We start from the raw sequence: 23,580 nt of genomic DNA, 5'->3' as shown, positions 1-23,580 counted from the left end.
GCCGCAAGTGTGCTCCGCTGATGGCTGGTCAGAAGCATAGTCCTGAAACCCGCAATCCAGAGCCACTTCGGAAGCTGGCTCATCCTATCGGGCTTTCGAAACGTCTGACAATCGGCGCCACGTTATCTTTTGTTAACCGCATTGCCGACGGATTCCCCCCTGTAGGAGTGAGCCTGCTCGCGATAGCGGTGTATCAGTTAGCAATTGCTCAGATGACACACCGCTATCGCGAGCAGGCTCACTCCTACAGGGAGTTGTGGGGGCTTTGGGATTTGAATACATGACCATTCGCCGGGGTGATGCGGCAAAAGTTACCGGAGGGACTTGCACGATCGGTATTATGGTATACCATCAGACGCACAGACACTCTTAATCCCCCCAACGGAGCAGCTCATGAGTTTCGAAATTCGCAAGATCGTCAGCTATGTCGAAGAAACTTTTATCGAAGGCGGCAAAGCCACTGACAAACCCGTGACCATGGTTGGCCTCGCCGTGGTGATGAAAAACCCATGGGTGGGCAACGGTTTCGTTGAAGACCTCAAACCGCAGATCCGTGCCAACTGCTCCGACCTCGGCGCGCTGATGGTTGAACGTCTGGTCGGCATCATCGGCGGTGCGGAAAAAATCGAGGCCTACGGCAAAGCCGCTGTGGTCGGCGCTGATGGCGAGATCGAACACGCCTCCGCCGTGATCCACACCCTGCGCTTTGGCAATCACTACCGCGAAGCGGTCAACGCCAAGAGCTACCTGAGCTTTACCAACAAGCGCGGCGGCCCGGGCACTTCGATCCAGATCCCGATGATGCACAAGGACGACGAAGGTCAGCGTTCGCACTACATCACCCTGGAAATGCAGATCGAAGACGCACCGCGCGCCGACGAAATCGTCGTCGTGCTGGGTTGCGCCGACGGTGGTCGCCTGCACCCGCGCATCGGTAACCGCTACATCGATCTGGAAGAACTGGCCGCCGAAAAAGCCCAGTAATCACAATAAAAAGGCATTGCAGGAGCGCTCCATGATTCGGCTCACCGCTGAACTCACCCCGGCTGGCACCAGTTACCTGGCGACCGGCCAAGGCCAGCCCGTGGTTTTGATCCACGGCGTGGGCCTGAACAAAGAAATGTGGGGCGGGCAGATCGTCGGTCTGTCCAGCCAATACCGGGTGATCGCCTACGACATGCTCGGCCATGGCGCCAGTCCGCGACCCGCCAATGGCACCGCCCTGCTCGGTTACGCCGATCAGTTGCTGGAGCTGCTCGATCACCTCAATCTGCCGCAGGCAGCGGTGATCGGTTTCTCCATGGGCGGTCTGGTCGCGCGGGCCTTTGCCCTGCATTACCCGGAGCGCCTGCAAAGCCTGGTGGTCTTGAACAGCGTGTTCAACCGCAGCGAAGAACAGCGTGCCGGCGTCATCGCCCGTACCGCGCAAGCCGCCGAACATGGCCCGGACGCCAATGCCGAAGCGGCGTTGTCGCGCTGGTTCAGCCGCGAGTATCAAGCGGCCAACCCGGCGCAGATCGCTGCGATCCGCCAGACCCTGGCCGGTAATGATCCGCAGGGTTACCTGACCACTTATGAATTGTTCGCTACCCAAGACATGTACCGCGCCGACGACCTGGGCAGCATTCAGGCGCCGACGCTGATTGCCACTGGCGAACTCGATCCGGGTTCGACCCCGGAAATGGCCGAGCAACTGGCCCGACGCATCCCCGGTGCGAAGGTTGCCGTGCTGCCTGAGCAACGGCATATGATGCCGGTAGAGTCGCCGCGCTTGGTCAACCAGACGCTGCTGGAATTTCTCGAATTCGCACACTCCCGACAAAACCATATAAAGGGGATCGTTGCATGACACTCGCACGCTTCCAGATGTGCATCGGCGGAGAATGGGTCGACGCCCTCTCCGGCAAGACCTTCGAAAGCCTCAACCCGGCCACGGCGCAAGCCTGGGCGGAGTTGCCCGACGCTGATGAGGCGGACGTCGAACGCGCCGTGCAATCGGCACAGACCGCTTTCGACAGCCCGGCATGGCGCGGCCTGACTGCCACCGCACGCGGCAAATTGCTGCGCCGTCTCGGCGACTTGATCGCCGAAAATAAAGAACAACTGGCGCAACTGGAAAGCCGCGACAACGGCAAACTGATCCGCGAAACCCGTGGCCAGGTCAGCTATCTGCCGGAGTTTTTCCACTACACCGCCGGCCTGGCCGACAAGCTCGAAGGCGGCACGCTGCCGCTGGATAAGCCCGACCTGTTCGCCTACACCGTGCACGAAGCAATGGGCGTGGTCGCCGCGATCATTCCGTGGAACAGCCCGCTGTACCTGACCGCAATCAAACTCGCCCCGGCCCTCGCCGCTGGCAACACGATTGTGATCAAGCCTTCCGAGCACGCGTCCGCAACCATTCTTGAACTGGCGCGACTGGCCCTCGAAGCCGGCATTCCGCCGGGCGTGGTCAACGTCGTCACCGGTTACGGCCCGAGCACTGGCGCCGCCCTCACCCGCCATCCGCTGATCCGCAAGATTGCCTTCACCGGCGGCGCGGCGACAGCGCGGCATGTGGTGCGCAGCAGCGCCGAGAACTTCGCCAAGCTGTCGCTGGAACTGGGCGGCAAGTCGCCGAACATCATCTTCGCCGACGCCGATCTGGACAGCGCGATCAACGGCGCGATCGCCGGGATCTACGCGGCCTCCGGGCAGAGCTGCGTGTCGGGTTCGCGGCTGTTGGTGCAGGACGAGATCTACGACGAATTCGTCAGCCGACTGGTCGAACGCGCCCAGCGCATTCGCATCGGCAACCCGCAGGAAGACCACAGTGAAATGGGCCCGATGGCCACCGCGCAGCAACTGGCGGTGGTCGAAGGCCTGGTCGCCGACGCCATCGCTGAAGGCGCGCGTTTGCGCACTGGCGGCAAGCGTCCGACCGATCTCGGCGAAGGCTGGTTCTACGAGCCGACGCTGTTCGAATGCGACCGCAATTCGATGAAGATCATGCAGGAAGAAGTCTTCGGCCCGGTGGCGTCGGTGATCCGCTTTAAAGATGAAGCCGAAGCACTGGCGATCGCCAACGACTCGCAGTTCGGCCTCGCCGCCGGCATCTGGACCCGCGATCTCGGTCGTGCCCATCGTCTGGCGCGCGATGTGCGCTCTGGAATTATCTGGGTCAACACCTACCGCGCGGTGTCAGCGATGGCGCCGATCGGCGGCTTCAAGAACAGTGGCTATGGACGCGAAAGCGGCATCGATTCGGTGCTGGCCTACACCGAACTGAAAACGGTGTGGATCAACCTTTCCCAGGCGCCAATGCCTGATCCGTTTGTGATGCGCTAGGAGTCCTGCGAAATGATCGAACCCGGCATTTACAAAGACGTCATGAGCTCGTTCCCGTCCGGCGTCACGGTGGTCACCACCCTCGACCCGGATGGCGGAATTGTCGGCATCACCGCCAGCGCCTTCAGCGCGCTGTCGATTGACCCGGCGCTGGTGCTGTTCTGCCCCAACTATGCTTCCGACACCTACCCGGTGTTGCGTGACAGCAAGAAATTTGCGATCCATTTGCTGTCGGCTGACCAGACGGCTGAGGCCTATGCGTTCGCCAGTAAAGGCAAGGACAAGGCCAAGGACATCGCGTGGCATTTGAGCGAACTCGGCAACCCGATTCTGGCCAAAGCGACGGCGATCATCGAGTGCGAGTTGTGGCGGGAATACGATGGTGGCGACCACGCGATCATTGTTGGCGCGGTGAAGAACCTGATCCTGCCCGAGCAACCGGTGACGCCGATGATTTACCACAAGGGCAAGCTTGGCCCGTTGCCGACCCTGGCCTGAAGCGACAATGCAAAACCCTGTGGGAGCTGGCTTGCCAGCGATGAGGGCTTAACATTCAACATTGATGTTGGCTGATAGTCCGCTATCGCTGGCAAGCCAGCTCCCACAGGGACTGAGGTGAGGCAAAGAATATGAGTAACGAAAAGTACGAAAAAGGTCTGAAGATCCGCACTCAGGTGCTCGGCGAAGCCTACGTTCAGCGTTCAATCGACAACGCCGACGACTTCACCCGTCCGCTGCAGGAAATGGTCACCGAATACTGCTGGGGCCATGTCTGGGGGCGTGAGGGTTTGTCGCTCAAGGAGCGCAGCATGATCAACCTGGCGATGATCTCGGCGCTCAACCGTCCGCATGAACTCAAGCTGCATGTGCGCGGCGCCTTGCGTAACGGCCTGAGTCGTGAGCAAATACGCGAAATTCTGCTTCAGGTCGGCATTTATTGCGGCGTTCCGGCAGCCGTGGACAGTTTCCGGCTGGCCCGTGAAGCCTTTGCCGAAGCCGACGCCGAGGCCTCCAGTTAACCCCTCGGCTGTTTAGATGCCCGTCTGGCATGGACAGCCAACCGAATGAGCGGACCCCATGAAACGCCAGCCACTCGACGACAGCTTCAAGGTCAATCGCAACCCCGTTACCCTGCGCGAAATCGTGCTGGATAAACTGCGTAGCGCGATCATGAATTTCCAGCTCATGCCCGGCGATCGTCTGGTCGAGCGCGATCTGTGCGATCGCCTCGGTGTAAGCCGTACGTCGGTGCGTGAAGCCTTGCGTCACCTGGAATCCGAAGGTCTGGTCGAGTTCGCCGATGCCAAAGGCCCGCGCGTGGCGATCATCACCCTCACCGATGCGGTCGATATCTACGAGTTGCGCTGCGTACTTGAAGGACTGATCGTGCAGTTGTTCACCCTGCGCGCCAAAGCCAAGGACATCAAAGCCCTGGAAAAAGCCCTCGACGACAACCGCAAGGCGTTGAAGGACGGCGAGTTGCAGCAGGTGATCGACTCGGTGCAGGGTTTCTACGACGTGCTGCTCGAAGGTTCGGGCAACCATGTGGCGGCGACTCAACTGCGCCAGTTGCAGGCGCGCATCAGCTACCTGCGCGCCACCTCGGTGTCCCAGGAAAACCGTCGCGGCGCGAGTAACCACGAAATGGAAAAAATGGTCGAGGCGATCAAGAGCGGCGATCCGCTGGCGGCGCATCAGGCCTGCGTCGATCACGTTCGCGCCGCTGCTGCGGTGGCGCTCGATTACCTTAAGCGCAAACAGGAAGAGACCGGCGCCACGCCGAACATCACCCTGCCCATCGCGCTGAAAGAACCCCGTATAGGTCACTGATATGTTCAGCCCGAGCTATTGCCCGAAATGCGGTGGCCCTGACCTCGGTCAGCAGGTGCCGCCGGGCGATACGCACGAGCGCCTGATGTGCCGCGGCTGCGGCTACATTCACTACGTCAATCCGAAGATCATTGCTGGCTGCATCATTGAGCAGGACGGCAAATACCTCTTGTGCCAACGCGCGATCCCACCGCGCCCGGGCACCTGGACGCTGCCCGCCGGGTTCATGGAAAGCGGCGAGACCACCGAGCAAGCGGCCATCCGCGAGGTCTGGGAAGAAAGCGGTGTGCGCGCGGAAATCGTCTCGCCGTACTCGATTTTCAGCGTGCCGAAGATCAGCGAGGTGTACATCATCTTCCGTGCGATCGCACTGGAGATCACCGGGCAGTACGGGCCGGAAACCCTCGATTACAAGTTCTTCGCGCCTGAAGACATTCCGTGGGAGCAGATCTATTACCCGGCGATCCGGCAGATTCTCGAGCGCTATATCGAAGAACGCCAGGCTGGGGTGTATGGGATCTACATGGGCAATGACGATAGCGGCAAGATTCACTTCATCCGCTGATCACCACCTATACCCCTGTGGGAGCGAGCCTGCTCGCGAATGCGGTCGTTCTGATCGTTCCCACGCTCCGCGTGGGAATGCCTCTTCGGACGCTCCGCGTTCGGCTTTGAAAGGGGGCTGCGTTCCCACGCGGAGCGTGGGAACGATCAATACCCTAGGCTTCAGAGTGGGGCGATGCCTTCCACGATGATGATTTCCGCCTTCGCCCATTCCTCGCGATAACTTTTCGCTTCCTGATACGCCGCCGAGTGGTAGCACGCCACGGCTTTTTCGTAGCTTTCGAATTCGATCACCACGCTGCGCTGTGGCGTCTCGCGTCCTTCCATCGCTTCGCTGCGCCCGCCCCTCGCCAGAAATTTCGCACCAAACTCAGCAAACGCCACCGGCGCGCGCTGGGTGTATTGGCTGTAATGATCGGCATCGGCTATATCCACATGAGCAATCCAGTACGCCTTCATAGTGACCTCATTGTTGATTTTGTATTATGGTATACCAATATATTTCCAACGAACCCTGAGAGTCCAGCATGGCCTTCAACAGCATCGAAGAAATCATCGAAGATTATCGTCTCGGCAAAATGGTCCTGCTGGTCGATGACGAAGATCGCGAGAACGAGGGCGACCTGCTGCTGGCCGCCGACCGTTGCACGCCCGAGGCGATCAGCTTCATGGCCCGTGAAGCGCGCGGGCTGATCTGCCTGACCCTGACTGACGAACATTGCCAGCGTTTGGGCCTGGAGCAAATGGTCCCGGCCAATGGCAGCGTGTTCAGCACCGCGTTTACCGTATCGATTGAAGCAGCGGTGGGCGTGACCACCGGCATCTCCGCAGCAGATCGCGCTTGCACCGTGGCCGCCGCCGTCGCGCCGAATGCCCGCGCTGAAGACCTGGTGCAGCCGGGCCATATCTTTCCGTTGCGCGCCAAGGAAGGTGGCGTGCTGACCCGCGCCGGCCACACCGAGGCCGGTTGCGACCTGGCACGTCTGGCCGGTTTTACGCCGGCCTCGGTGATCGTCGAGGTGATGAACGACGACGGCACCATGGCCCGTCGCCCGGATCTGGAAGTGTTTGCGCGCAAGCACGGGATCAAGATCGGTACCATCGCCGACCTGATCCACTATCGCCTGAGCACCGAACACACCATTGAACGCATCGGCGAACGGGAGCTGCCGACGGTGCATGGCACGTTTCGCTTGATCACCTTTGAGGATCGCATCGAGGGCGGCGTGCACATGGCGATGGTCATGGGCGATCTGCGCCGTGAAGAACCGACGCTGGTGCGCGTGCATGTGATCGATCCACTGCGTGATCTGGTCGGTGCCGAGTACAGCGGGCCAACGAACTGGACGCTGTGGGCGGCGTTGCAACGGGTGGCGGCTGAGGGGCACGGGGTTGTGGTGGTGTTGGCCAATCATGAGTCGTCGCAGGCGCTGCTGGAGCGGGTGCCGCAATTGACTCAGCCGCCGAGACAGTTCAGCCGTTCGCAATCGCGAATTTATTCGGAGGTCGGGACCGGGGCGCAGATTCTGCAGAATCTGGGGGTGGGCAAGCTACGTCACCTGGGCCCTCCTCTGAAATACGCCGGGTTGACCGGGTATGACCTGGAAGTGGTCGAGAGTATTCCGTTCACTGAATGAAGCTGCCCTCACCCCAGCCCTCCCGAAACGTCGGACCGCCCGTAGGGAGAGGGAGCTGACCGAGGTGTTTAGTCGCTATACGCCGACCTGAAATACCGTGTCGAACTCAGATTTTGAACAGCACAAAGATCGGCTCCCTTTCCAATGCCGAGTCGAGCGCGGTTTTGAACGACATGAAGATCTGCTCCCTTTCCCCCTCTCCCATTGGGAGAGGGCTGGGCGGGCGGCGTTCCGATGAGGGGCTGGATCTAAAATTTCTACACATCTCTCAAGTGAAAAACCATCAGCCTCCAGATAACCGGTAAGGCAAAGTGCTTGCACAAAGTTTGGAATACCATAATATGATATTCCATAGACCGGACCTTCCAACGAAGGTCCATCTACTGCTCCCGACAGGCGGGCAACAACGCAAGCCCGCTCAAAAACACAACAATGAGGGCGTAAAAATGGTGTTGAACAAAGCTGCAACCGCGATCTTTTTCGCGGGACTGCTCAGCGTCACCGGTCAGGCTGCAATGGCTGCCGAGAGCGTGAACTTCGTCAGCTGGGGCGGAAGCACCCAGGATGCGCAGAAACAGGCCTGGGCCGATCCGTTCAGCAAGGCCAGCGGCATCACCGTCGTGCAGGACGGGCCGACCGACTACGGCAAACTCAAAGCCATGGTCGAGAGCGGCAACGTGCAGTGGGACGTGGTCGATGTCGAAGCCGACTTCGCCCTGCGCGCCGCCGCTGAAGGCCTGCTCGAACCCCTCGATTTCAAAGTCATCCAGCGCGACAAGATCGACCCGCGTTTCGTCAGCGATCACGGCGTCGGCTCGTTCTTCTTCTCCTTCGTCCTCGGCTACAACGAGGGCAAACTCGGCGCCAACAAGCCACAGGACTGGAGCGCCCTGTTCGACACCAAAACCTACCCGGGCAAACGTGCGCTGTATAAATGGCCAAGCCCTGGCGTACTCGAACTGGCGCTGCTGGCAGACGGCGTGCCTGCCGACAAGCTTTACCCGCTCGACCTCGATCGCGCCTTCAAGAAACTCGACACCATCAAGAAAGACATCGTCTGGTGGGGCGGCGGCGCGCAGTCGCAGCAACTGCTGGCCTCCGGTGAAGCGAGCATGGGCCAGTTCTGGAACGGTCGCATTCACGCCCTGCAAGAAGACGGCGCACCGGTTGGTGTGAGCTGGAAACAGAACCTGGTCATGGCCGACATTCTGGTGATTCCAAAAGGCTCGAAAAACAAGGACGCGGCGATGAAGTTCCTCGCCGCCGCCAGCAGCGCCAAGGGCCAGGCCGACTTCTCCAACCTGACCGCCTACGCCCCGGTCAACCTCGACAGTGTGGAGCGTCTGGATTCGACGCTGGCCCCCAACCTGCCGACTGCCTACGCTAAGGATCAGATCACTCTAGATTTCGCGTACTGGGCCAAAAACGGCCAGGCCATCGCGACACGGTGGAACGAATGGCTGGTCAAATGAAAATGGCGGCCACCGCGTCCCGTCCCTCCACTGCCACCGGGGGCGGCACCGGCGCTGCCGGTTCGGCCCACGGAACCCAGGCGGTTGCGATGCAGCAAGCCCCGTCCCTCAGACAACGCTGGCGCGGCGCCGGCAACCTCGCCCCAGCGCTGCTGTTCATCGGCCTGTTTTTCCTCGCGCCGTTGATTGGTCTGCTGTTGCGCGGCGTGCTTGAACCGACGCCAGGCCTTGGCAACTATGAACAACTGTTCGCCAACTCGGCCTATGCCCGGGTGCTGCTCAACACCTTTTCGGTGGCTGGGCTGGTAACGCTGTTCAGCCTGCTGCTGGGCTTTCCACTGGCCTGGGCGATCACCCTGGTGCCGCGTGGCTGGGGGCGCTGGATTCTCAACATCGTGCTGCTGTCGATGTGGACCAGCCTGCTCGCCCGCACCTATTCGTGGCTGGTGCTGCTACAAGCGTCAGGCGTGATCAACAAGGCTCTGATGGCGATGGGCATCATTGATCAGCCGCTGGAAATGGTGCACAACCTCACCGGCGTAGTGATCGGCATGAGCTACATCATGATCCCGTTCATCGTGCTGCCGTTGCAGGCAACCATGCAGGCCATCGACCCGATGATTCTGCAGGCCGGCTCGATTTGCGGAGCCAGTCCGTGGACCAACTTCTTCCGGGTGTTCCTGCCGCTGTGTCGGCCGGGTCTGGCCTCCGGTGGCTTGATGGTGTTCGTCATGTCGCTCGGTTACTACGTGACCCCGGCGCTGCTCGGCGGGGCGCAGAACATGATGCTGCCGGAGTTCATCATTCAGCAGGTGCAATCGTTCCTCAACTGGGGCCTGGCCAGTGCCGGTGCTGCGTTGCTGATCGCGATCACTTTGGTGCTGTTCTACTTCTACCTGAAGCTTCAGCCGGAATCCCCGGTTGGCGCCAGTAACGCGAGGTAAGCCGACATGCTCCTGACCCCCAATGCGATGAGCCGGCGCATGCGCTTCGGCCTCTACGCCACCACCGGGCTGATCGGTCTGTTCCTGCTGTTGCCGATCGTCTTCATCGTGCTGCTGTCGTTCGGTTCCTCGCAATGGCTGGTGTTTCCGCCACCGGGCTGGACGCTGAAATGGTACGGCCAGTTCTTCTCCAACCCCGACTGGATGAACGCCGCAGCGGCCAGCCTCAAGGTCGCCGTGCTGACCACGATCTGCGCCGTAGCCCTCGGTTTGCCGACCGCGTTTGCGCTGGTGCGCGGGCGTTTTCCCGGTCGGGAAATGCTCTACGGTCTGTTCACCCTGCCGATGATCGTGCCACTGGTGATCATCGCCGTGGCGGTGTACGCACTGTTCCTCAAGCTCGGTTACACCGGGACGATGTTCGCGTTCGTCGTCAGCCATGTGATCGTCGCGCTGCCGTTTACCATCATCTCGATCATCAACTCGCTGAAACTGTTCGATCAGTCGATTGAAGACGCGGCGGTGATTTGCGGTGCTTCACGCCTGCAAGCGGTGTTCAAAGTGACATTCCCGGCGATTCGTCCGGGCATGGTCGCCGGCGCCCTCTTCGCCTTCCTCGTGTCGTGGGACGAAGTGGTGCTCAGCGTGATGATGGCCAGCCCGACCCTGCAAACCCTTCCCGTAAAAATGTGGACCACCCTGCGCCAGGACCTGACGCCAGTGATCGCCGTCGCCTCGACGCTGCTGATCGGTTTGTCTGTTTTGGTCATGGTCATCGCCGCCGCGCTGCGCCGGCGCAACGAAATCAGCGCCTGAGCGCCCAGGAGTACGACATGAGTGCCGTGATCAAAGACGCTTCCCAGCAGAATGACAAACCCCTGGTCAGCCTGCGCAATCTGAACAAGCACTACGGCGACTTTGCTGCCGTCGACAACATCTCGCTGGACATCAAGGACGGTGAATTCCTCACCTTCCTCGGCTCCAGCGGCTCGGGCAAAAGCACCACGCTGTCGATGCTCGCCGGGTTTGAAACGCCGAGCAGTGGCGAGATCCTCGTCAACGGTCAGTCGCTGGTGAATGTGCCGCCGCACAAGCGTGACATCGGCATGGTGTTCCAGCGTTATTCGCTGTTCCCGCATTTGTCGGTGCGCGACAACATCGCGTTTCCTTTGGCGATTCGCAAACTGGCCGCCGCCGAGCGCGACAAGCGTGTCGATGCAATGCTGAAACTGGTGCAGTTGGAACAGTTCGCGCATCGCCGCCCTTCGCAACTGTCTGGCGGCCAGCAGCAACGTGTCGCCATTGCCCGGGCGCTAGTTTACGAACCACGCATCCTGCTGATGGATGAACCGCTCGGTGCGCTGGATAAAAAGCTGCGTGAAGATCTGCAGGATGAACTGCGCCAACTGCATCGTCGCCTGGGCATTACCATTGTTTACGTGACCCACGACCAGGAAGAAGCCATGCGTTTGTCGCAGCGCATTGCGATTTTCAGTCATGGCAAGATTGTTGGATTGGGCAGCGGTTATGACCTTTATCAGAACCCGCCTAATGCGTTTGTGGCGTCGTTCCTCGGCAATTCGAACTTCCTCAAGCTTAAGGCGCAGGGCAATGCGGCGGCTTCGTTTGAAGGACAGTCATTGTCGATTCGACTGACCGCCGGGTTGCACACCGATCAGGATGTTTTGCTGATGGTGCGGCCGGAAAAAGCACTGGCGTTGAGCGTGGCGCAGGCGATTAGCGAGCCGTTGCCTTCGGGTTGGAATGAGGTTTCAGCGAAGGTTGTGGAAGTGCTGTTTCTCGGTGAGAGCCAGACTTGCAGCGTGGTGACCTCGGGCGGGACTTCGATGACGGTGAAAGCACTGTCAGCCGCCGGCATGCCGCTCAAGGCTGGCGACCCGGTGCAAGTGCGCTGGGCCACTGCCGATGCGTGCGTCTACACCGAATGGACCGAAAGCGATCTGAACAAGGCTGCCGGCGCTCACTGATAGCGTGTTGTCTGTGGGATCTACCCCCTCACCCCAGCCCTCTCCCCCAAGGGGGGCGAGGGGGAAAGGGAGCAGATCGGGGGCTTTTCAGGACCTGAGTTCGACTCAGGACTTTCAAGTCGATGTATAACGCCAAAACAACCCGGTCAGTCCCCTCTCCCTCTGGGAGAGGGCTAGGGTGAGGGAAACAGTCGACGCGGTATCAGACAATAGCGCGGTAGCCTTCGATTTCATCCGGCCAGGCGGTGAGGATTTCGAAGCCCGTCTCCGTCACCGCAACCATATGTTCCCACTGCGCCGACAACGAGCCGTCCTTGGTCAGCACGGTCCAGCCATCCGGCATATTCTTCACATGACGCTTGCCGGCATTGAGCATCGGCTCCACGGTAAAAATCATCCCGGCCTTGAGCTTCATGCCCTGATTCGGAAAGCCGTAATGCAGGATCTGCGGCTCATCGTGATAGACCTTGCCGATCCCGTGCCCGCAGTACTCGCGCACCACGCTGAAGCCTTCTTTCTCCGCCAGGCTCTGGATCGCATGGCCGATATCGCCCAACGTAGCGCCCGGTTTCACCACACGAATACCCGCGCACATCGCCTCGTAAGTGGTCTTGATCAGGTGCTGCGCTTCAGGCGTCGCCTCGCCGACCACATACATGCGACTGGTGTCGCCGAACCAACCGTCCTTGATCACCGCGATGTCGAGGTTGACGATGTCACCATCCTTCAACGGCGTGCCCGACGGAATGCCGTGGCAGACCACGTCATTAACCGACGCGCATACGGTCTTCGGAAAGCCGTGATAACCGACGTTGGCCGGCACGGCTTTCTGTACGTTGACGATGTAGTCGTTGCACAGTTGATCGAGCTGATCAGTGGTGACGCCCGCCTTCACATGCGGCACCAGCATGGCCAGCACTTCAGCGGCGAGTTTGCCGGCAGCACGCGATTGCGCGATGTCGGCCGGGGTGTTGATCTTGATCTGGTTTCTCATGCGCTGACGGCTTCCTGAGTCAGTTGTTGCAGATCCAGCCCGCCGTTCTGTTCGGCACGGATCAGCAAGCGGCAAATGGCGCTGTGGTCGAGGTTGGGGTGCAGCTCGGCGAGCATGCCGATGCGCATCCAGTGCTCGGCCTGCGCGTTGATCGAGCGGCTGAGGGCGTTGCTGGAGATACGCAGGTTCTCGTGCATGTCCTCTGAAATCTTTACGATGCCCATATATGGATCCGATACGATGTGTATATGGATCGTATATTAGCCAAGCCTCACGCGAAATTGCAAATCAACCCAGCGCCGCGTCGAAAAACGATGAGATGAGCCGACTGGAACGCCGCTCCGCCAAGCAGTACAAATAAGTCTCGGTGAACAGCTCCTCGCCCTCGATTCTGATCGTGCGGATGTTCGGGTCGGCAATGAACTCCGCTTCTGACACCACCCCCAACCCCAGCCCACGCACCACCGCCTCACGTAGCGCCTCGCGACTGCCGATTTCCATGGCGATACGCGGTTTGACCTGCGCCGCATTCAGCGCCTGTTCCAGCACCAGTCGTGTGGTCGAGCCTGGCTCGCGTTGCAGCAGCCGCTGCCCTTCCAGTTCCTCCAGCCGCACGCTGCCACGATTGGCCAGCGGATGTTCATGGTGCGCGAACAAAATGATCGCGTGCCGCGCATAACGCACCGAACACAACGCCGGATCATCCTGACGCCCCGCCAGCACGGCGATGTCGGTCACATAGTTTTCCAGATCCGACAGCACCTGTGCCGAGTTACCCACGCGGATCGACACGTCGATGTTCGGGTGTTGTTGCAGGTAGCTGTCGACCATCTCGATCACATGAAACGGCCCCACCGCACCAACCTTGAGCTGGCCGCTGTCGAGCCGTCCAGAGTCGCGCAGCAGGTTGTGCGCTTCCAGTTCCAGCAAGGCAATCCGTTGCGCGATCGGCAGCAACTGCCGCCCGACATCGGAAAGCTCGATCCGCCGCCCGCGCCGATGGAACAGCTCAACATTGTGCTGGCGTTCCAAGGCTTGTACTTGCGTGGTCAGTGTTGGTTGGCTGAGCCCTGTCGCCCGCGCACCGGCACTGAAACTGCCGTGACGGGCAACGGCGAGAAAGGCCCGCAATTTCGCGCTGGACATCCATAGACTCCATCAATAGTTAGCTGCTGTTTCCCATATTGAATTGATTGAATGACTGTCACGTGACAGACCTAGCCTGTGGCAACTCCCAACCACACCGTGGAATGCCATGAAAACAATCAAACAGTTTCTGCGTGTCGCCAGCCTCACCGTCATTGCCCTCGGCGCCAGCCAGGTCTGGGCCAAGGACAAATTGACCATTGGCTTGATCCCCTCTGAAGATTCCCAGGCGATGATCGAATCGAGCAAACAGGTGCTCGACGATCTGCAAGCCAAAATCGGCATGCCGGTGGTGCCGTTCGTGGCCACCGACTACAACGGCATTATCGAAGCGCTGCGTTCGGGCAAGCTCGATGTCGCCTACCTCGGGCCGTTCTCCTACGTGCTGGCGACCTCGGTGGCGGATGTCGAGGCGTTCTCGGTGGCGGTGACCAAGAAGACCGGGCAGAGCGCGTACAAAAGCGTGATTCTGGCGCGCAAGGACAGCGGTATTCATTCACTGGCAGACCTCAAGGGCCATACGTTCGCGTTCGTCGACCCAAGTTCCGCGTCCGGCCATCTGTTCCCGAAAGCAGGCCTTGAGCAGGCCGGTTTTGCTCCGGACAGCCTGTTCAAACGGGTGATTTTCTCCGGTTCCCACGACGCCAGCATCCTTGCGGTGGAGAACAAGAAAGTCGACGCGGCGGCCGTGGCTGACCGCATCTTCGCCAGCGCCGTGGCCAAAGGTGTGGTGAAGCAGGATGACTTCGAAATAGTTTGGAGTTCCAAGCCGATTCCTGAGTCGCCGATGGTCTGGCGCAAGGCGCTCGATCCGGAACTGAAAAAGAAAGTCGCCGATGCACTGGCCTCGATCAAGGACGTGCCGTGGGGCGATCAGGGCCTGCTCAACGGCTTCCAGCCCACCACCGACGCGTCGTATGACGTGGTGCGCGAAACCGCCAAGGTGCTCGATCTCGATTTGCGGAGCATGAAATGATCAGCATCCGCCAACTGACCAAACACTACGGCAGCAACCCGGTGTTGCGTGGCATCAACCTGGAGGTCGCGGCCGGCGAATTCGTCGTGGTGCTCGGTCAGTCCGGCGCTGGCAAATCGACCTTGCTGCGTTGTATCAATCGCTTGGCGCAGGCCGACAGCGGCACGCTGAACGTGGCCGGCATCGACGCCCTCGCCTGCCCTGACACCAGCGTTCTGCGCCGTGAAGTGGCGATGATTTTTCAGCACCACAACGTCGTGCCGCGCCTGAGTGTGCTGAAGAACGTGCTGACCGGTCGCCTCGGTTCCGTCGGTACCCTCGCCTCGATTCTGCAACTGTTCCGCCGTGACGATGTGGCGCTGGCCATGCAATGTCTGGAGCGCGTCGAACTGGCGCACAAGGCTGGCGAGCGCACCGATTCGTTGTCTGGCGGACAAAAACAGCGCGTCGGCATCGCCCGCGCCTTGGCGCAACGACCGCAGGTGATTCTGGCCGATGAACCGATTGCCAGTCTCGACCCGAAAACCGCTCGCCTGGTGTTGCAGTACTTGCGCGATGCCACCCGCGAACTGGGCATCACTGTGCTGTGCAATCTGCATCAGGTCGAATACGCCCGTGAGTTTGGCGACCGCGTGGTCGGCTTGGCCAATGGCAGCCTGGTGTTCGATGGCAAAGCCTCGAGCATGACCGACGCCGATCTGGCGCGAATCTATCCGGGGCAATCGGCGCAATCCCCTGCTGACGTGCCCACGCCCACCCTGTCCTACTGCACTGCATCGAGGGCCTGAGCATGCAATCGCAAAACTATCAGTGGGTCGGCGACCGGCCCCGTGGCCCGCGCAGTTGGCTGACCACCGGCGCCGTCGTCCTGATCCTGCTGTGGACGCTGAACTGGAGCGCACAAGGCGCGCAGCTCAGCCTCGGTGAACTGGCGGCGGGGTTGCCACAGATCGGTGATTTCCTTTCGCGCACCTTCCCACCGGATCTGAGCATTCTTCCGCGTCTGCTCGCGCCAGCGGTGGAAACCTTGCAGATCGCCATTTGGGGCACCCTGCTCGGCGTGTTGCTGGCGATTCCACTGTCGTTTCTCGCGGCACGCAATTTGAGCCGCAACCGCTGGGTATTTCACGCCACGCGTCAGGCACTGAATTTCACCCGCAGCATCAATGAACTGATCCTCGCGCTGATCTTCGTCTCGGCGGTTGGACTCGGCCCGTTCCCCGGCGTATTGGCGCTGGCGTTGCATGGCCTGGGCATGCTTGGCAAGTTCTTCGCCGAGAGCATCGAAGAGATCGACCAAGGCCCGATTGAAGCGCTGCAAGCGACCGGTGCGCGACCACTGCAGGTGATCGTGTTTGGTGTGCTGCCGCAGGTCATCACCGCATGGATTGCGGTGATTCTGTACCGCTTCGAAGTCAACCTGCGCTCGGCCACGGTGCTGGGCATGGTCGGTGCTGGTGGCTTGGGTTTCGAACTGGTGAGCAGTCTCAAATTGTTCAAATACCAGGAAACTGCGACCTGCATCATCGTCATCACCTTCATGGTGATCGTCGCCGATGCCGTTTCCGGCCGGTTGCGTGCCGCCATCCAGAGCGGTTCGGCGCACTAGCGTAAAGCTGTTATCGGCTGAGCCGATTCAAACCTGCGAATTATCGATTTGAGCCGTTGTCGACGGGCGCTGAGTATGGCGCCACACGACAACAACAAGAAGGATTCACCATGACTGCCCGCTACCAGAACCCCGTCGATACCCGTTTCGGCTGGGGCAGCCTGCAAGACCTCGCCGCCCTCACCGAACAGCAGACCGTGGCCCTCGTTACCTTTCCCGAAGCGCGAGGGCTGGGGCTGGTCGATCGCCTGCAAGCCTTGCTCGGTGCGCGTCTGGTTTATGTGTTCGAAGACGTTCAGCCCAACCCCGACGTTGCCCATCTGCGCAGCACTTACGAGCACTTCTGGCAACACGCCGGTGACTGTGACGTGGTCCTCGCCGTGGGTGGCGGCAGCGCCATCGATACCGCCAAGGCATTGATCGTCGGCACCGAATCCGGCCGTTTCGATGAACTGTTGAGCCTGCTGTCGAGCGGCAAGCCCTTCACGCCAGCCCGGTGCAAACAACTGATCGCCGCACCGACCACCGCCGGCACCGGCAGCGAAGTCACCCCGTGGGCGACGATCTGGGACAGCGCCAGCCAAAAGAAATATTCGCTGCACCTGGACTGCACCTGGCCAAGGGTGGCGATCATCGACCCGCAACTGATGCTCACCGTACCGGCCGGCGTCACCGTTTCCACCGGGCTCGATGCCCTGTCCCATGCGCTGGAAGCGATCTGGAACGTCAACGCCAACCCGGTCTCAGACACCTTTGCCATTTCCGCGATTGAAGACATTCTCGAATGCCTGCCGCGTTTGCACAAAGATCTGTCGAGCCAAGAGTTGCGCACGCGCATGGCCCTCGCCGCACTCAAGGCCGGGCTGGCATTTTCCAACACCAAAACCGCGCTGGCGCATTCGATTTCCTATGAGATGACCTTGCGCCACGGTTTGCCCCACGGCATCGCCTGCTCCTTCACCTTACCGCTGGTTTTGGGTTTGGCCTGGGGCCACGACGCCACGCGCGACCGTACCTTGCAACGGGTATTCGGCGCGGACCTGGGCAAAGCCCAACAGCAACTGCGCGAGTTCCTGCACAGCCTCGGGGTGAAGACCGAGTTTGCCGATTACGGCGTCTCGGCCAAGGACGCCGAAGCCATCATCCAGCTCGCGATGCAGGGTGCGCGCGGCAAGAACTTCATCGGTTCACAAGCCGCCTGACGCCTGATAACACCCGAGTCACCCAAGCACCGCCAGCGGCATGCAGCCGCGGTGATTTCCTGTCGCACCAAAAAAGAGTGCACCCCGCCGACGACACCCGGCGGGAACCGACAACAATAAGGAAAAGATCATGAATCGTGCCGAAACAATGCCTGGTCTCGCCGTCCGTTCTGCCTCGTTCCGGGTCGCCCAGTGGCGCATGCTGCTGGCGGCGATGTTCTGTTACCTGTTTTTCTACACCGGTCGGCAGACCTTCGGTTTTGCCATTCCGGGGATTCAGGCCGAGTTCGGCTTGAGCAAAGAAACCCTCGGCTGGGCCTCTGCGGCGATGCTCTGGGCCTACGCGATTGGCCAGGCGATCAACGGCAACCTCGCCGACAAATTCGGTGGCCGGCGCATCATGACCCTCGGTGCGGTGCTGTCCTGCGCGGCGAACTGGGCAACCAGTTTTGCCAGTGGTTTCACCAGCCTGATTCTGCCGTGGGGCGTCAACGGCTACTTTCAGGCCTTGGGCTGGGCGCCGGGCGGTCGGCTGATTGCCAATTGGTGGGCGGCGGGTGAGCGCGGCAAGGTTTACGGTTTCTACACTTTCGCCGCCGGTTGCGCGTCGATTCTGTCGTACGTCACCTCTATCTTCGTGCTCGAAGTGCTGCAACTGGAATGGCGCTGGATCTTCCGTTTGCCAGTGCTGCTGATGCTGGCCGGCGGGATCATTTTTTATCTGGTTGCCCGCGAACGCCCGCAGGATCTGGGCTTCGAGCCGGTGGGTGATACCGGCGTGGCCAACGCTGACGACAAACATCAGGAAGCGGCACAGGGCGAAGTCGAATCCTCGGCACAACGCTACAAAGCCGTGCTGAAGAACCCTCGCCTGCTCATCGCCGCGCTGTCACTGGGCTTTCAGAACGCGGCGCGCTACGGCTTGATCGTCTGGGTGCCGGTGCACTTTCTCGGCGCTGACTGGAAAAGTGGTGACGGCATGATCGATCCGAAATGGATTACCGTCGCCCTTCCCGTCGGCATGGCGGTCGGCGCATTGAGCAACGGCTGGGTATCGGACAAGTTGTTCGGCTCCAAGCGGTATCTGGCGATCATGCTTTATATGTTCCTCGGCGCCGCGACCAGCCTGTGGATGTGGAGCCTGCCCCCACACAGCGTCATCGGCCTGATCGCCCTGTTCCTTTGCGGCTTCTTCGTCTACGGCCCAGCCTCGAGTTTCTGGGCGCTGTGTCCTGACCTGGTCGGGGCCAAGCGCGCGGGTACGGCGACCGGGATCATGAACTTTTCCTCGTACCTGTTCGCCGGATTGGCCGAGCCACTGATCGGGCGTCTGCTTGACACCACGGCAAATACGTCTCTGATCTTCATAGTGGTCACCAGCGCCTGCCTGTGCAGTGCGGCAGTGGCCTTGTTCATTCGACGCTGACGGGGCTTGCATGTACCAGTATCACAAGTGGTTGCGTTCGTTTCATGCGGTGGCCAAGACCGGCAGCTTTACCCTTGCTGCCGAGTTTCTCAGCGTCGGTCAGCCGACCGTCAGCGAACAGGTCAACGCACTGGAGAAGACCTTCTCGGTCGAGCTGTTCCATCGCCGTGGCCGCTACATCGAAATGAGCGCCGCCGGGCACAAGCTCTATGCGATCACTCAGGGCCTGTTCGGTCAGGAGGATGAAGCCGTGCAACTGTTGCAGAGCTTCAAGCAGCGCAAGACCGGCATGCTGCGCCTCGGCGCGGTGTCACCGCCAATTGCCATGAACCTGACGTATGAGCTGATGCAGCGCCACCCGGATATCGAACTGGAAACCTCGTTTTCCTCGGAAAAGGACACCCTGGCGCGGTTATTCAACTTCGATATCGACGTGGCGATTCTGGCCTTGTCGGAATTCGATGAGCGCTTCCACACGCGGCTGTATCACCGTTATCCGATCATCGCCGTGGTCCGCGATGACCATCCGTGGGCAAGTCAGGCGCAGGTTCACATCAGTGAAATCAGCGGCGAAAAATGGGTGATGCGCGAATCCAGTGCGCGCACCCGGCAACTGGTGGAAGAAAGCTGCAAGCGCCTCAATATCGATCTCAATTGCGTCATGCAACTCAACAGCCGCGAAGCCATCGTCCACGCGATCGTCAAGGGCATCGGCATCGGGTTTGTCTCGGCGGTCGAGTACGCCGAAACCCCGGGCACCAAGCCGATCACCTTTGTCGATCACCCGTTTTTCATCGAATACCACCTGTGCTGCCTCGGCATCCGCCGCAACCGACCGGTGATTGCCGAACTGTTTGATGCGAATCCACCGCTGACCTGATCAGCACTGACCCTTGAACCGCCTACCTCATTGCCGAGGGACGGCCCACGCTTACCTGAAAACGGAGATTGACCATGCAGTACCAACAACCGACTCACCTGCAAGCCGCGATCCTCGACTGGGCCGGCACCGTTGTCGATTTCGGCTCGTTTGCGCCAACGCAAATCTTCGTCGAAGCCTTTGCCGAGTTCGGCGTCGCGGTATCGCTTGAAGAAGCGCGCGGGCCGATGGGCATGGGCAAGTGGGATCACATCCGCACGCTGTGCAACTTGCCACAGATTGCTGAACGCTATCGTGCAGCGTTTGATCGCTTGCCGAGTGATGACGATGTCACGGCGATCTACGAACGTTTCATGCCGCTGCAGATCGAGAAAATCGCCCTGCATTCGGCGCTGATTCCGGGCGCACTCGAAGCCATTGCAGCATTGCGCGACAAGGGTTTGAAAATCGGTTCGTGCTCGGGCTACCCGGCGGTGGTGATGGCCAAGGTCGTCGAACTGGCGCGGGAAAATGGCTACGTCGCCGACCATGTCGTCGCCACCGATGAAGTGCCCAATGGCCGGCCGTATCCGGCGCAGGCCTTGGCCAACGTGATTGCCCTGGGCATCGATGACGTGGCCGCCTGCGTCAAGGTCGACGACACCTGGCCGGGGATTCTCGAAGGGCGCGCAGCCGGCATGTGGACGGTGGCATTGACCTGTTCCGGCAACGCACTGGGCCTGACCTATGAGCAATACAAGGCGTTGCCGTCGGATCGACTGGCGGAAGAGCGTGCGCGAATCGGCAAGATGTTCGCCCCTTCGCGCCCGCACTACCTGATCGACACCATCGCCGAGCTGCCCGAAGTGATCGACGACATCAATGCGCGCCTGGCCCGGGGCGAAACTCCGCAGTCCTGCTAATTGATCGTCCGCACCCCGCGCTGATCGTTCCCACGCTCTGCGTGGGAATGCAGCCCGTGACGCTCCGCGTCACTGGACGCAGAGCGTCCCTAGAGGCATTCCCACGCAGAGCGTGGGAACGATCAACAGCCAGATCGCGGGCAAAAAAAAGCTGCCACGAATGGCAGCAAAAACTTTAAGAACACGCGATGTATTGACCGCAGCATAGACGCCGGATAATGACAGTGTCATGACAGCCGAAAATTCATTCAACCGCCCCGCCCCCGTCATCAGAATGTCATCAAGATCACGGCAGAATCCTCGCAAACCGTCTTGAGCCTCGCGACGGATGCTCTGCAAGGATTCCCATGAAAGACGACGCCTCGCTGTTTGCCGCCATCGACCTGGGTTCGAACGCCTTTCGCCTGATGATCGGCCAGTCGGTGCGCAGCCGCAAAGGCTTGCAGATTCAGGAAGTGAAAACCCTGCGCGAGCCGGTGCGCCTTGCCGAAGGCTTTGACGGTGGTGCGCTGGATGCACTGGCACTGGATCGCGGCTGGCAGGCGTTGGCGCGGTTCGGCAAGAAGCTGCGTGGTTTCGAGGCCGGCCGTGTTCGTGCGGTGGCCACCAGCGCGGTGCGTGAAGCGGACAACGCGCAACTGTTTCTGGCCAGTGCCGAGCGGCATCTGGGCTTTCCCATCGACGTCATTTGCGGCCATGAAGAGGCGCGGCTGGTCTACGCCGGCGTAACTCACGCCTTGCCCAGCGCCGACGACCTGCGCCTGGTAGTCGACATCGGCGGCGGCTCCACCGAGCTGATCCTCGGCCAGGGCTCACAACCCTTGTTAACCGAAAGCATCGCCATCGGCAGCGGCACCTTGAGCACGCGATTCTTTCGCGGCGGCGATGTGTCCGCCGGCGCGCTACAGGAGGCTGAACGCTTCGCCATTCTGCAGTTTGAACATGTCGCCAAGCGCTATCGCGCGCAAGGCTGGCAGCAGACCATCGGTTCGTCCGGCACCGCGCGCATGCTCGCCAAAGTGCTCAAGACCAATCGCCTCAACGACTTCGGTCAGGACGGCATCACCTACGGCGGACTGCTGCGCCTGTCGCTGCTGTTGTTGAAGGTAAACAACGTGCAACAACTCAAGCTTGCCGGTCTGCAACCACACCGCCAGAGCATTCTGCCCGGCGGTCTGGTGTTAATGCTGGCGGCATTCAAAGTATTCGGTATCGCACAAATGCTGCCCTCCGAACCGGGCCTGCGTTTGGGCGTATTGCACGGTTTGATGAGCCAACACTAATCCTCGCCACGGCAGATTCGTCTCCCCTTCAGCGGCTCGATCGACTACCATGCCGCCGTCGGTTCCCGAACGGGACTAATAGGGAATCCGAGGTGCTTGCACAGCACTGATCGGAACTGCCCCCGCAACTGTAGGTGCCGAGCCTGCTCCACGACTGCCACTGGGTGAATCCCGGGAAGGCCGGAGCCAGGCGATGACGCATCAGTCAGGAGACCTGCCGGCACAGTGATTACTAACCGGCGGGGTGTCCGGGAAGGACATCGTGCCGTGCGCGTCTTCGTTGGCTGCCCGGCCTTGCGCTGTTTTCCTGACCGCGTTCGATGGTGTGTTTCCAGACCGTACTCTCCCGCTCCCCGTACGGTTCCCCTGGAGACTGCCCCATGCTGCTGCCCCGCGTTGCCACCCTCTTTACCGGCCTGAGCCTTGGCGCCCTGGCGCAGGCGGCACCGACTGTCTATCCACTGACGGTCGAGAACTGCGGCAGCACCCTGACCTTCCAGCACGCACCGACGCGCACCGTGACCATCGGCCAGGCCGGCACGGAAATGCTCTACGCCATGGGCCTGGGCGACAAAGTCGTCGGCACCTCGTTGTGGTTCAACAATGTGCTGGCCAAATACAAAGCGCAGGATGACAAGATCGAGCGTCTGGCTGACAACGAACCGAGTTTCGAATCGGTGATCGGCAAGCGTCCGGAACTGGTCGCCGTGGAACTGGAGTGGATGGTCGGCCCGCAAGGCGCGGTGGGCACTCGCGAGCAGTTTCATGAACTGAAGATTCCGACCTATCTGCTGCCTTCCGATTGCGAAGCCAAGGACAACCTCGTCGGCGCCGATGGCACGCGACTGGCGCCGTTTCGCATCGAGACGATTTACAAAAGCGTGAGCCAACTGGCGCAGATCTTCGATGTTCAGGAGCGTGGCCAGCAGCTCAATGATCAACTCAAGGCCAGTCTCGCCAAATCGATTGCCACCGCCCAAGGCAAACAGCTCAAAGACGCCAGCGCGCTGGTGTGGTTCTCCAGCGCACAAATGGACATCGAGCCGTTCGTGGCCGGGCACAAAGGCGTTCCCGATTTCATGCTCAGCACCCTCGGCGTGCGCAACGTGGTGGCGTCCGATGAGGAGTGGCCAACCGTCGGTTGGGAAACCATCGCCAAGGCCAATCCGACCTTCCTGGTCATCGCGCGCATGGATCGTCGACGTTTCCCCGCCGACGACTATGAAAAGAAACTCGCCTTCCTGCGCAGTGATCCGGTGACGCGCAACATGGACGCGGTGAAGCACAACCGCATCATCATTCTTGATGCCATGGCCCTGCAGGCGAGCCTGCGCATGTTCGAGGGCATTGAGCAATTGGCCACGGCCATCAACGGCTATGACCTGCCGCAATGAGTGCCA

26 protein-coding genes and 1 riboswitch are annotated in these 23,580 nt (G+C 60.6%); of the genes, 21 read left to right on the top strand and 5 right to left on the bottom strand.

The window, feature by feature from the left end; translation table 11 throughout:
* Positions 1-393: 393 nt before the first annotated feature.
* From CKW26_RS21560 to CKW26_RS21530, 7 genes are all read left to right on the top strand, one after another.
* A complete protein-coding gene (locus tag CKW26_RS21560; RefSeq protein WP_007917992.1) occupies positions 394-984 on the top strand; it encodes an amino acid synthesis family protein in 591 nt (196 codons plus the stop codon).
* 31 nt (positions 985-1,015) lie between these two features.
* Positions 1,016-1,849: an alpha/beta fold hydrolase gene (locus CKW26_RS21555; protein ID WP_095050100.1), complete on the top strand. Its 834-nt coding sequence runs from the start codon at positions 1,016-1,018 to the stop codon at positions 1,847-1,849.
* Positions 1,846-3,327 (top strand): aldehyde dehydrogenase, encoded by a 1,482-nt coding sequence (locus tag CKW26_RS21550; protein WP_095050099.1) that lies wholly within the window; start codon positions 1,846-1,848, stop codon positions 3,325-3,327. The genes CKW26_RS21555 and CKW26_RS21550 overlap by 4 nt, the downstream gene beginning before the upstream one ends.
* A gap of 12 nt (positions 3,328-3,339) precedes the next feature.
* Positions 3,340-3,825 carry a flavin reductase family protein gene (locus tag CKW26_RS21545; RefSeq protein ID WP_095050098.1) on the top strand — a complete coding sequence of 162 codons (486 nt, stop codon included), beginning with the start codon at positions 3,340-3,342 and terminating at the stop codon, positions 3,823-3,825.
* 131 nt (positions 3,826-3,956) lie between these two features.
* A complete protein-coding gene (locus CKW26_RS21540; RefSeq protein ID WP_027613073.1) occupies positions 3,957-4,346 on the top strand; it encodes a carboxymuconolactone decarboxylase family protein in 390 nt (129 codons plus the stop codon).
* Positions 4,347-4,404: 58 nt separating this feature from the next.
* Positions 4,405-5,157: a GntR family transcriptional regulator gene (locus CKW26_RS21535; protein ID WP_095050097.1), complete on the top strand. Its 753-nt coding sequence runs from the start codon at positions 4,405-4,407 to the stop codon at positions 5,155-5,157.
* Between the two features lies 1 nt (position 5,158).
* A complete protein-coding gene (locus CKW26_RS21530) occupies positions 5,159-5,722 on the top strand; it encodes an NUDIX hydrolase (RefSeq protein WP_095050096.1) in 564 nt (187 codons plus the stop codon).
* Between the two features lie 161 nt (positions 5,723-5,883).
* On the opposite strand, the gene CKW26_RS21525 is transcribed toward CKW26_RS21530, so the two are convergent.
* A complete protein-coding gene (locus CKW26_RS21525) occupies positions 5,884-6,180 on the bottom strand; it encodes a DUF1330 domain-containing protein (RefSeq protein ID WP_095050095.1) in 297 nt (98 codons plus the stop codon).
* A gap of 68 nt (positions 6,181-6,248) precedes the next feature.
* Here CKW26_RS21525 and ribBA point away from each other — a divergent pair, with 68 nt between their 5' ends.
* The 5 genes from ribBA (at position 6,249) to CKW26_RS21500 (ending at position 11,762) form a co-directional block, all read left to right on the top strand.
* Complete coding sequence (ribBA, locus tag CKW26_RS21520) at positions 6,249-7,358, top strand: bifunctional 3,4-dihydroxy-2-butanone-4-phosphate synthase/GTP cyclohydrolase II (protein WP_095050094.1); 1,110 nt, start codon at positions 6,249-6,251, stop codon at positions 7,356-7,358.
* Positions 7,359-7,804: 446 nt separating this feature from the next.
* Complete coding sequence (locus tag CKW26_RS21515) at positions 7,805-8,830, top strand: ABC transporter substrate-binding protein (RefSeq protein ID WP_095050093.1); 1,026 nt, start codon at positions 7,805-7,807, stop codon at positions 8,828-8,830.
* Positions 8,827-9,774 carry an ABC transporter permease gene (locus CKW26_RS21510; RefSeq protein ID WP_177409280.1) on the top strand — a complete coding sequence of 316 codons (948 nt, stop codon included), beginning with the start codon at positions 8,827-8,829 and terminating at the stop codon, positions 9,772-9,774. The genes CKW26_RS21515 and CKW26_RS21510 overlap by 4 nt, the downstream gene beginning before the upstream one ends.
* A 6-nt stretch (positions 9,775-9,780) precedes the next feature.
* Positions 9,781-10,590, top strand: coding sequence for an ABC transporter permease (locus CKW26_RS21505; RefSeq protein WP_007918021.1), 810 nt, complete (start codon positions 9,781-9,783; stop codon positions 10,588-10,590).
* Positions 10,591-10,607: 17 nt separating this feature from the next.
* A complete protein-coding gene (locus tag CKW26_RS21500; protein WP_095050091.1) occupies positions 10,608-11,762 on the top strand; it encodes an ABC transporter ATP-binding protein in 1,155 nt (384 codons plus the stop codon).
* Between the two features lie 202 nt (positions 11,763-11,964).
* Here CKW26_RS21500 and map read toward each other — a convergent pair whose 3' ends face one another.
* From map to CKW26_RS21485, 3 genes are all read right to left on the bottom strand, one after another.
* Positions 11,965-12,756 (bottom strand): type I methionyl aminopeptidase, encoded by a 792-nt coding sequence (gene map / locus CKW26_RS21495; protein ID WP_093437755.1) that lies wholly within the window; start codon positions 12,754-12,756, stop codon positions 11,965-11,967.
* Positions 12,753-12,980: a ParD-like family protein gene (locus tag CKW26_RS21490; protein WP_007918027.1), complete on the bottom strand. Its 228-nt coding sequence runs from the start codon at positions 12,978-12,980 to the stop codon at positions 12,753-12,755. Before CKW26_RS21490 ends, map begins: the two co-directional genes overlap by 4 nt.
* A 64-nt stretch (positions 12,981-13,044) precedes the next feature.
* A complete protein-coding gene (locus tag CKW26_RS21485; protein ID WP_095050090.1) occupies positions 13,045-13,902 on the bottom strand; it encodes a LysR substrate-binding domain-containing protein in 858 nt (285 codons plus the stop codon).
* 109 nt (positions 13,903-14,011) lie between these two features.
* Here CKW26_RS21485 and phnD point away from each other — a divergent pair, with 109 nt between their 5' ends.
* The 7 genes from phnD (at position 14,012) to phnX (ending at position 20,897) form a co-directional block, all read left to right on the top strand.
* Positions 14,012-14,878 carry a phosphonate ABC transporter substrate-binding protein gene (gene phnD / locus CKW26_RS21480; protein WP_095050089.1) on the top strand — a complete coding sequence of 289 codons (867 nt, stop codon included), beginning with the start codon at positions 14,012-14,014 and terminating at the stop codon, positions 14,876-14,878.
* Positions 14,875-15,666 (top strand): phosphonate ABC transporter ATP-binding protein, encoded by a 792-nt coding sequence (gene phnC / locus CKW26_RS21475; protein ID WP_095050088.1) that lies wholly within the window; start codon positions 14,875-14,877, stop codon positions 15,664-15,666. The genes phnD and phnC overlap by 4 nt, the downstream gene beginning before the upstream one ends.
* Positions 15,667-15,668: 2 nt before the next feature.
* Positions 15,669-16,487 carry a phosphonate ABC transporter, permease protein PhnE gene (gene phnE / locus CKW26_RS21470; protein ID WP_095050087.1) on the top strand — a complete coding sequence of 273 codons (819 nt, stop codon included), beginning with the start codon at positions 15,669-15,671 and terminating at the stop codon, positions 16,485-16,487.
* 110 nt (positions 16,488-16,597) lie between these two features.
* Positions 16,598-17,689: an iron-containing alcohol dehydrogenase PsrA gene (gene psrA / locus CKW26_RS21465; protein ID WP_095050086.1), complete on the top strand. Its 1,092-nt coding sequence runs from the start codon at positions 16,598-16,600 to the stop codon at positions 17,687-17,689.
* Positions 17,690-17,819: 130 nt separating this feature from the next.
* On the top strand, positions 17,820-19,115 hold the full coding sequence (locus CKW26_RS21460) for an MFS transporter (RefSeq protein WP_095050085.1): 1,296 nt from the start codon (positions 17,820-17,822) through the stop codon (positions 19,113-19,115).
* Positions 19,116-19,125: 10 nt separating this feature from the next.
* On the top strand, positions 19,126-19,995 hold the full coding sequence (locus tag CKW26_RS21455) for a LysR substrate-binding domain-containing protein (RefSeq protein ID WP_095050084.1): 870 nt from the start codon (positions 19,126-19,128) through the stop codon (positions 19,993-19,995).
* Positions 19,996-20,069: 74 nt separating this feature from the next.
* On the top strand, positions 20,070-20,897 hold the full coding sequence (gene phnX / locus CKW26_RS21450; RefSeq protein WP_095050083.1) for a phosphonoacetaldehyde hydrolase: 828 nt from the start codon (positions 20,070-20,072) through the stop codon (positions 20,895-20,897).
* A 69-nt stretch (positions 20,898-20,966) separates the two neighbouring features.
* On the opposite strand, the gene CKW26_RS21445 is transcribed toward phnX, so the two are convergent.
* Positions 20,967-21,236, bottom strand: coding sequence for a hypothetical protein (locus tag CKW26_RS21445; protein ID WP_141231877.1), 270 nt, complete (start codon positions 21,234-21,236; stop codon positions 20,967-20,969).
* An 8-nt stretch (positions 21,237-21,244) separates the two neighbouring features.
* Between CKW26_RS21445 and CKW26_RS21440 the strand changes: the two genes are divergently transcribed.
* Positions 21,245-22,180 (top strand): Ppx/GppA family phosphatase, encoded by a 936-nt coding sequence (locus CKW26_RS21440; RefSeq protein WP_095050081.1) that lies wholly within the window; start codon positions 21,245-21,247, stop codon positions 22,178-22,180.
* Between the two features lie 42 nt (positions 22,181-22,222).
* Positions 22,223-22,417, top strand: a riboswitch (cobalamin riboswitch).
* A gap of 143 nt (positions 22,418-22,560) precedes the next feature.
* Positions 22,561-23,574 (top strand): ABC transporter substrate-binding protein, encoded by a 1,014-nt coding sequence (locus CKW26_RS21435; protein WP_095050080.1) that lies wholly within the window; start codon positions 22,561-22,563, stop codon positions 23,572-23,574.
* Positions 23,575-23,580 lie beyond the last annotated feature (6 nt).

The organism is Pseudomonas sp. Irchel s3h9, assembly GCF_900187475.1.
GTDB lineage: Bacteria > Pseudomonadota > Gammaproteobacteria > Pseudomonadales > Pseudomonadaceae > Aquipseudomonas > Aquipseudomonas neuropathica.
This window is presented reverse-complemented; position numbering and strand designations above follow the sequence as displayed.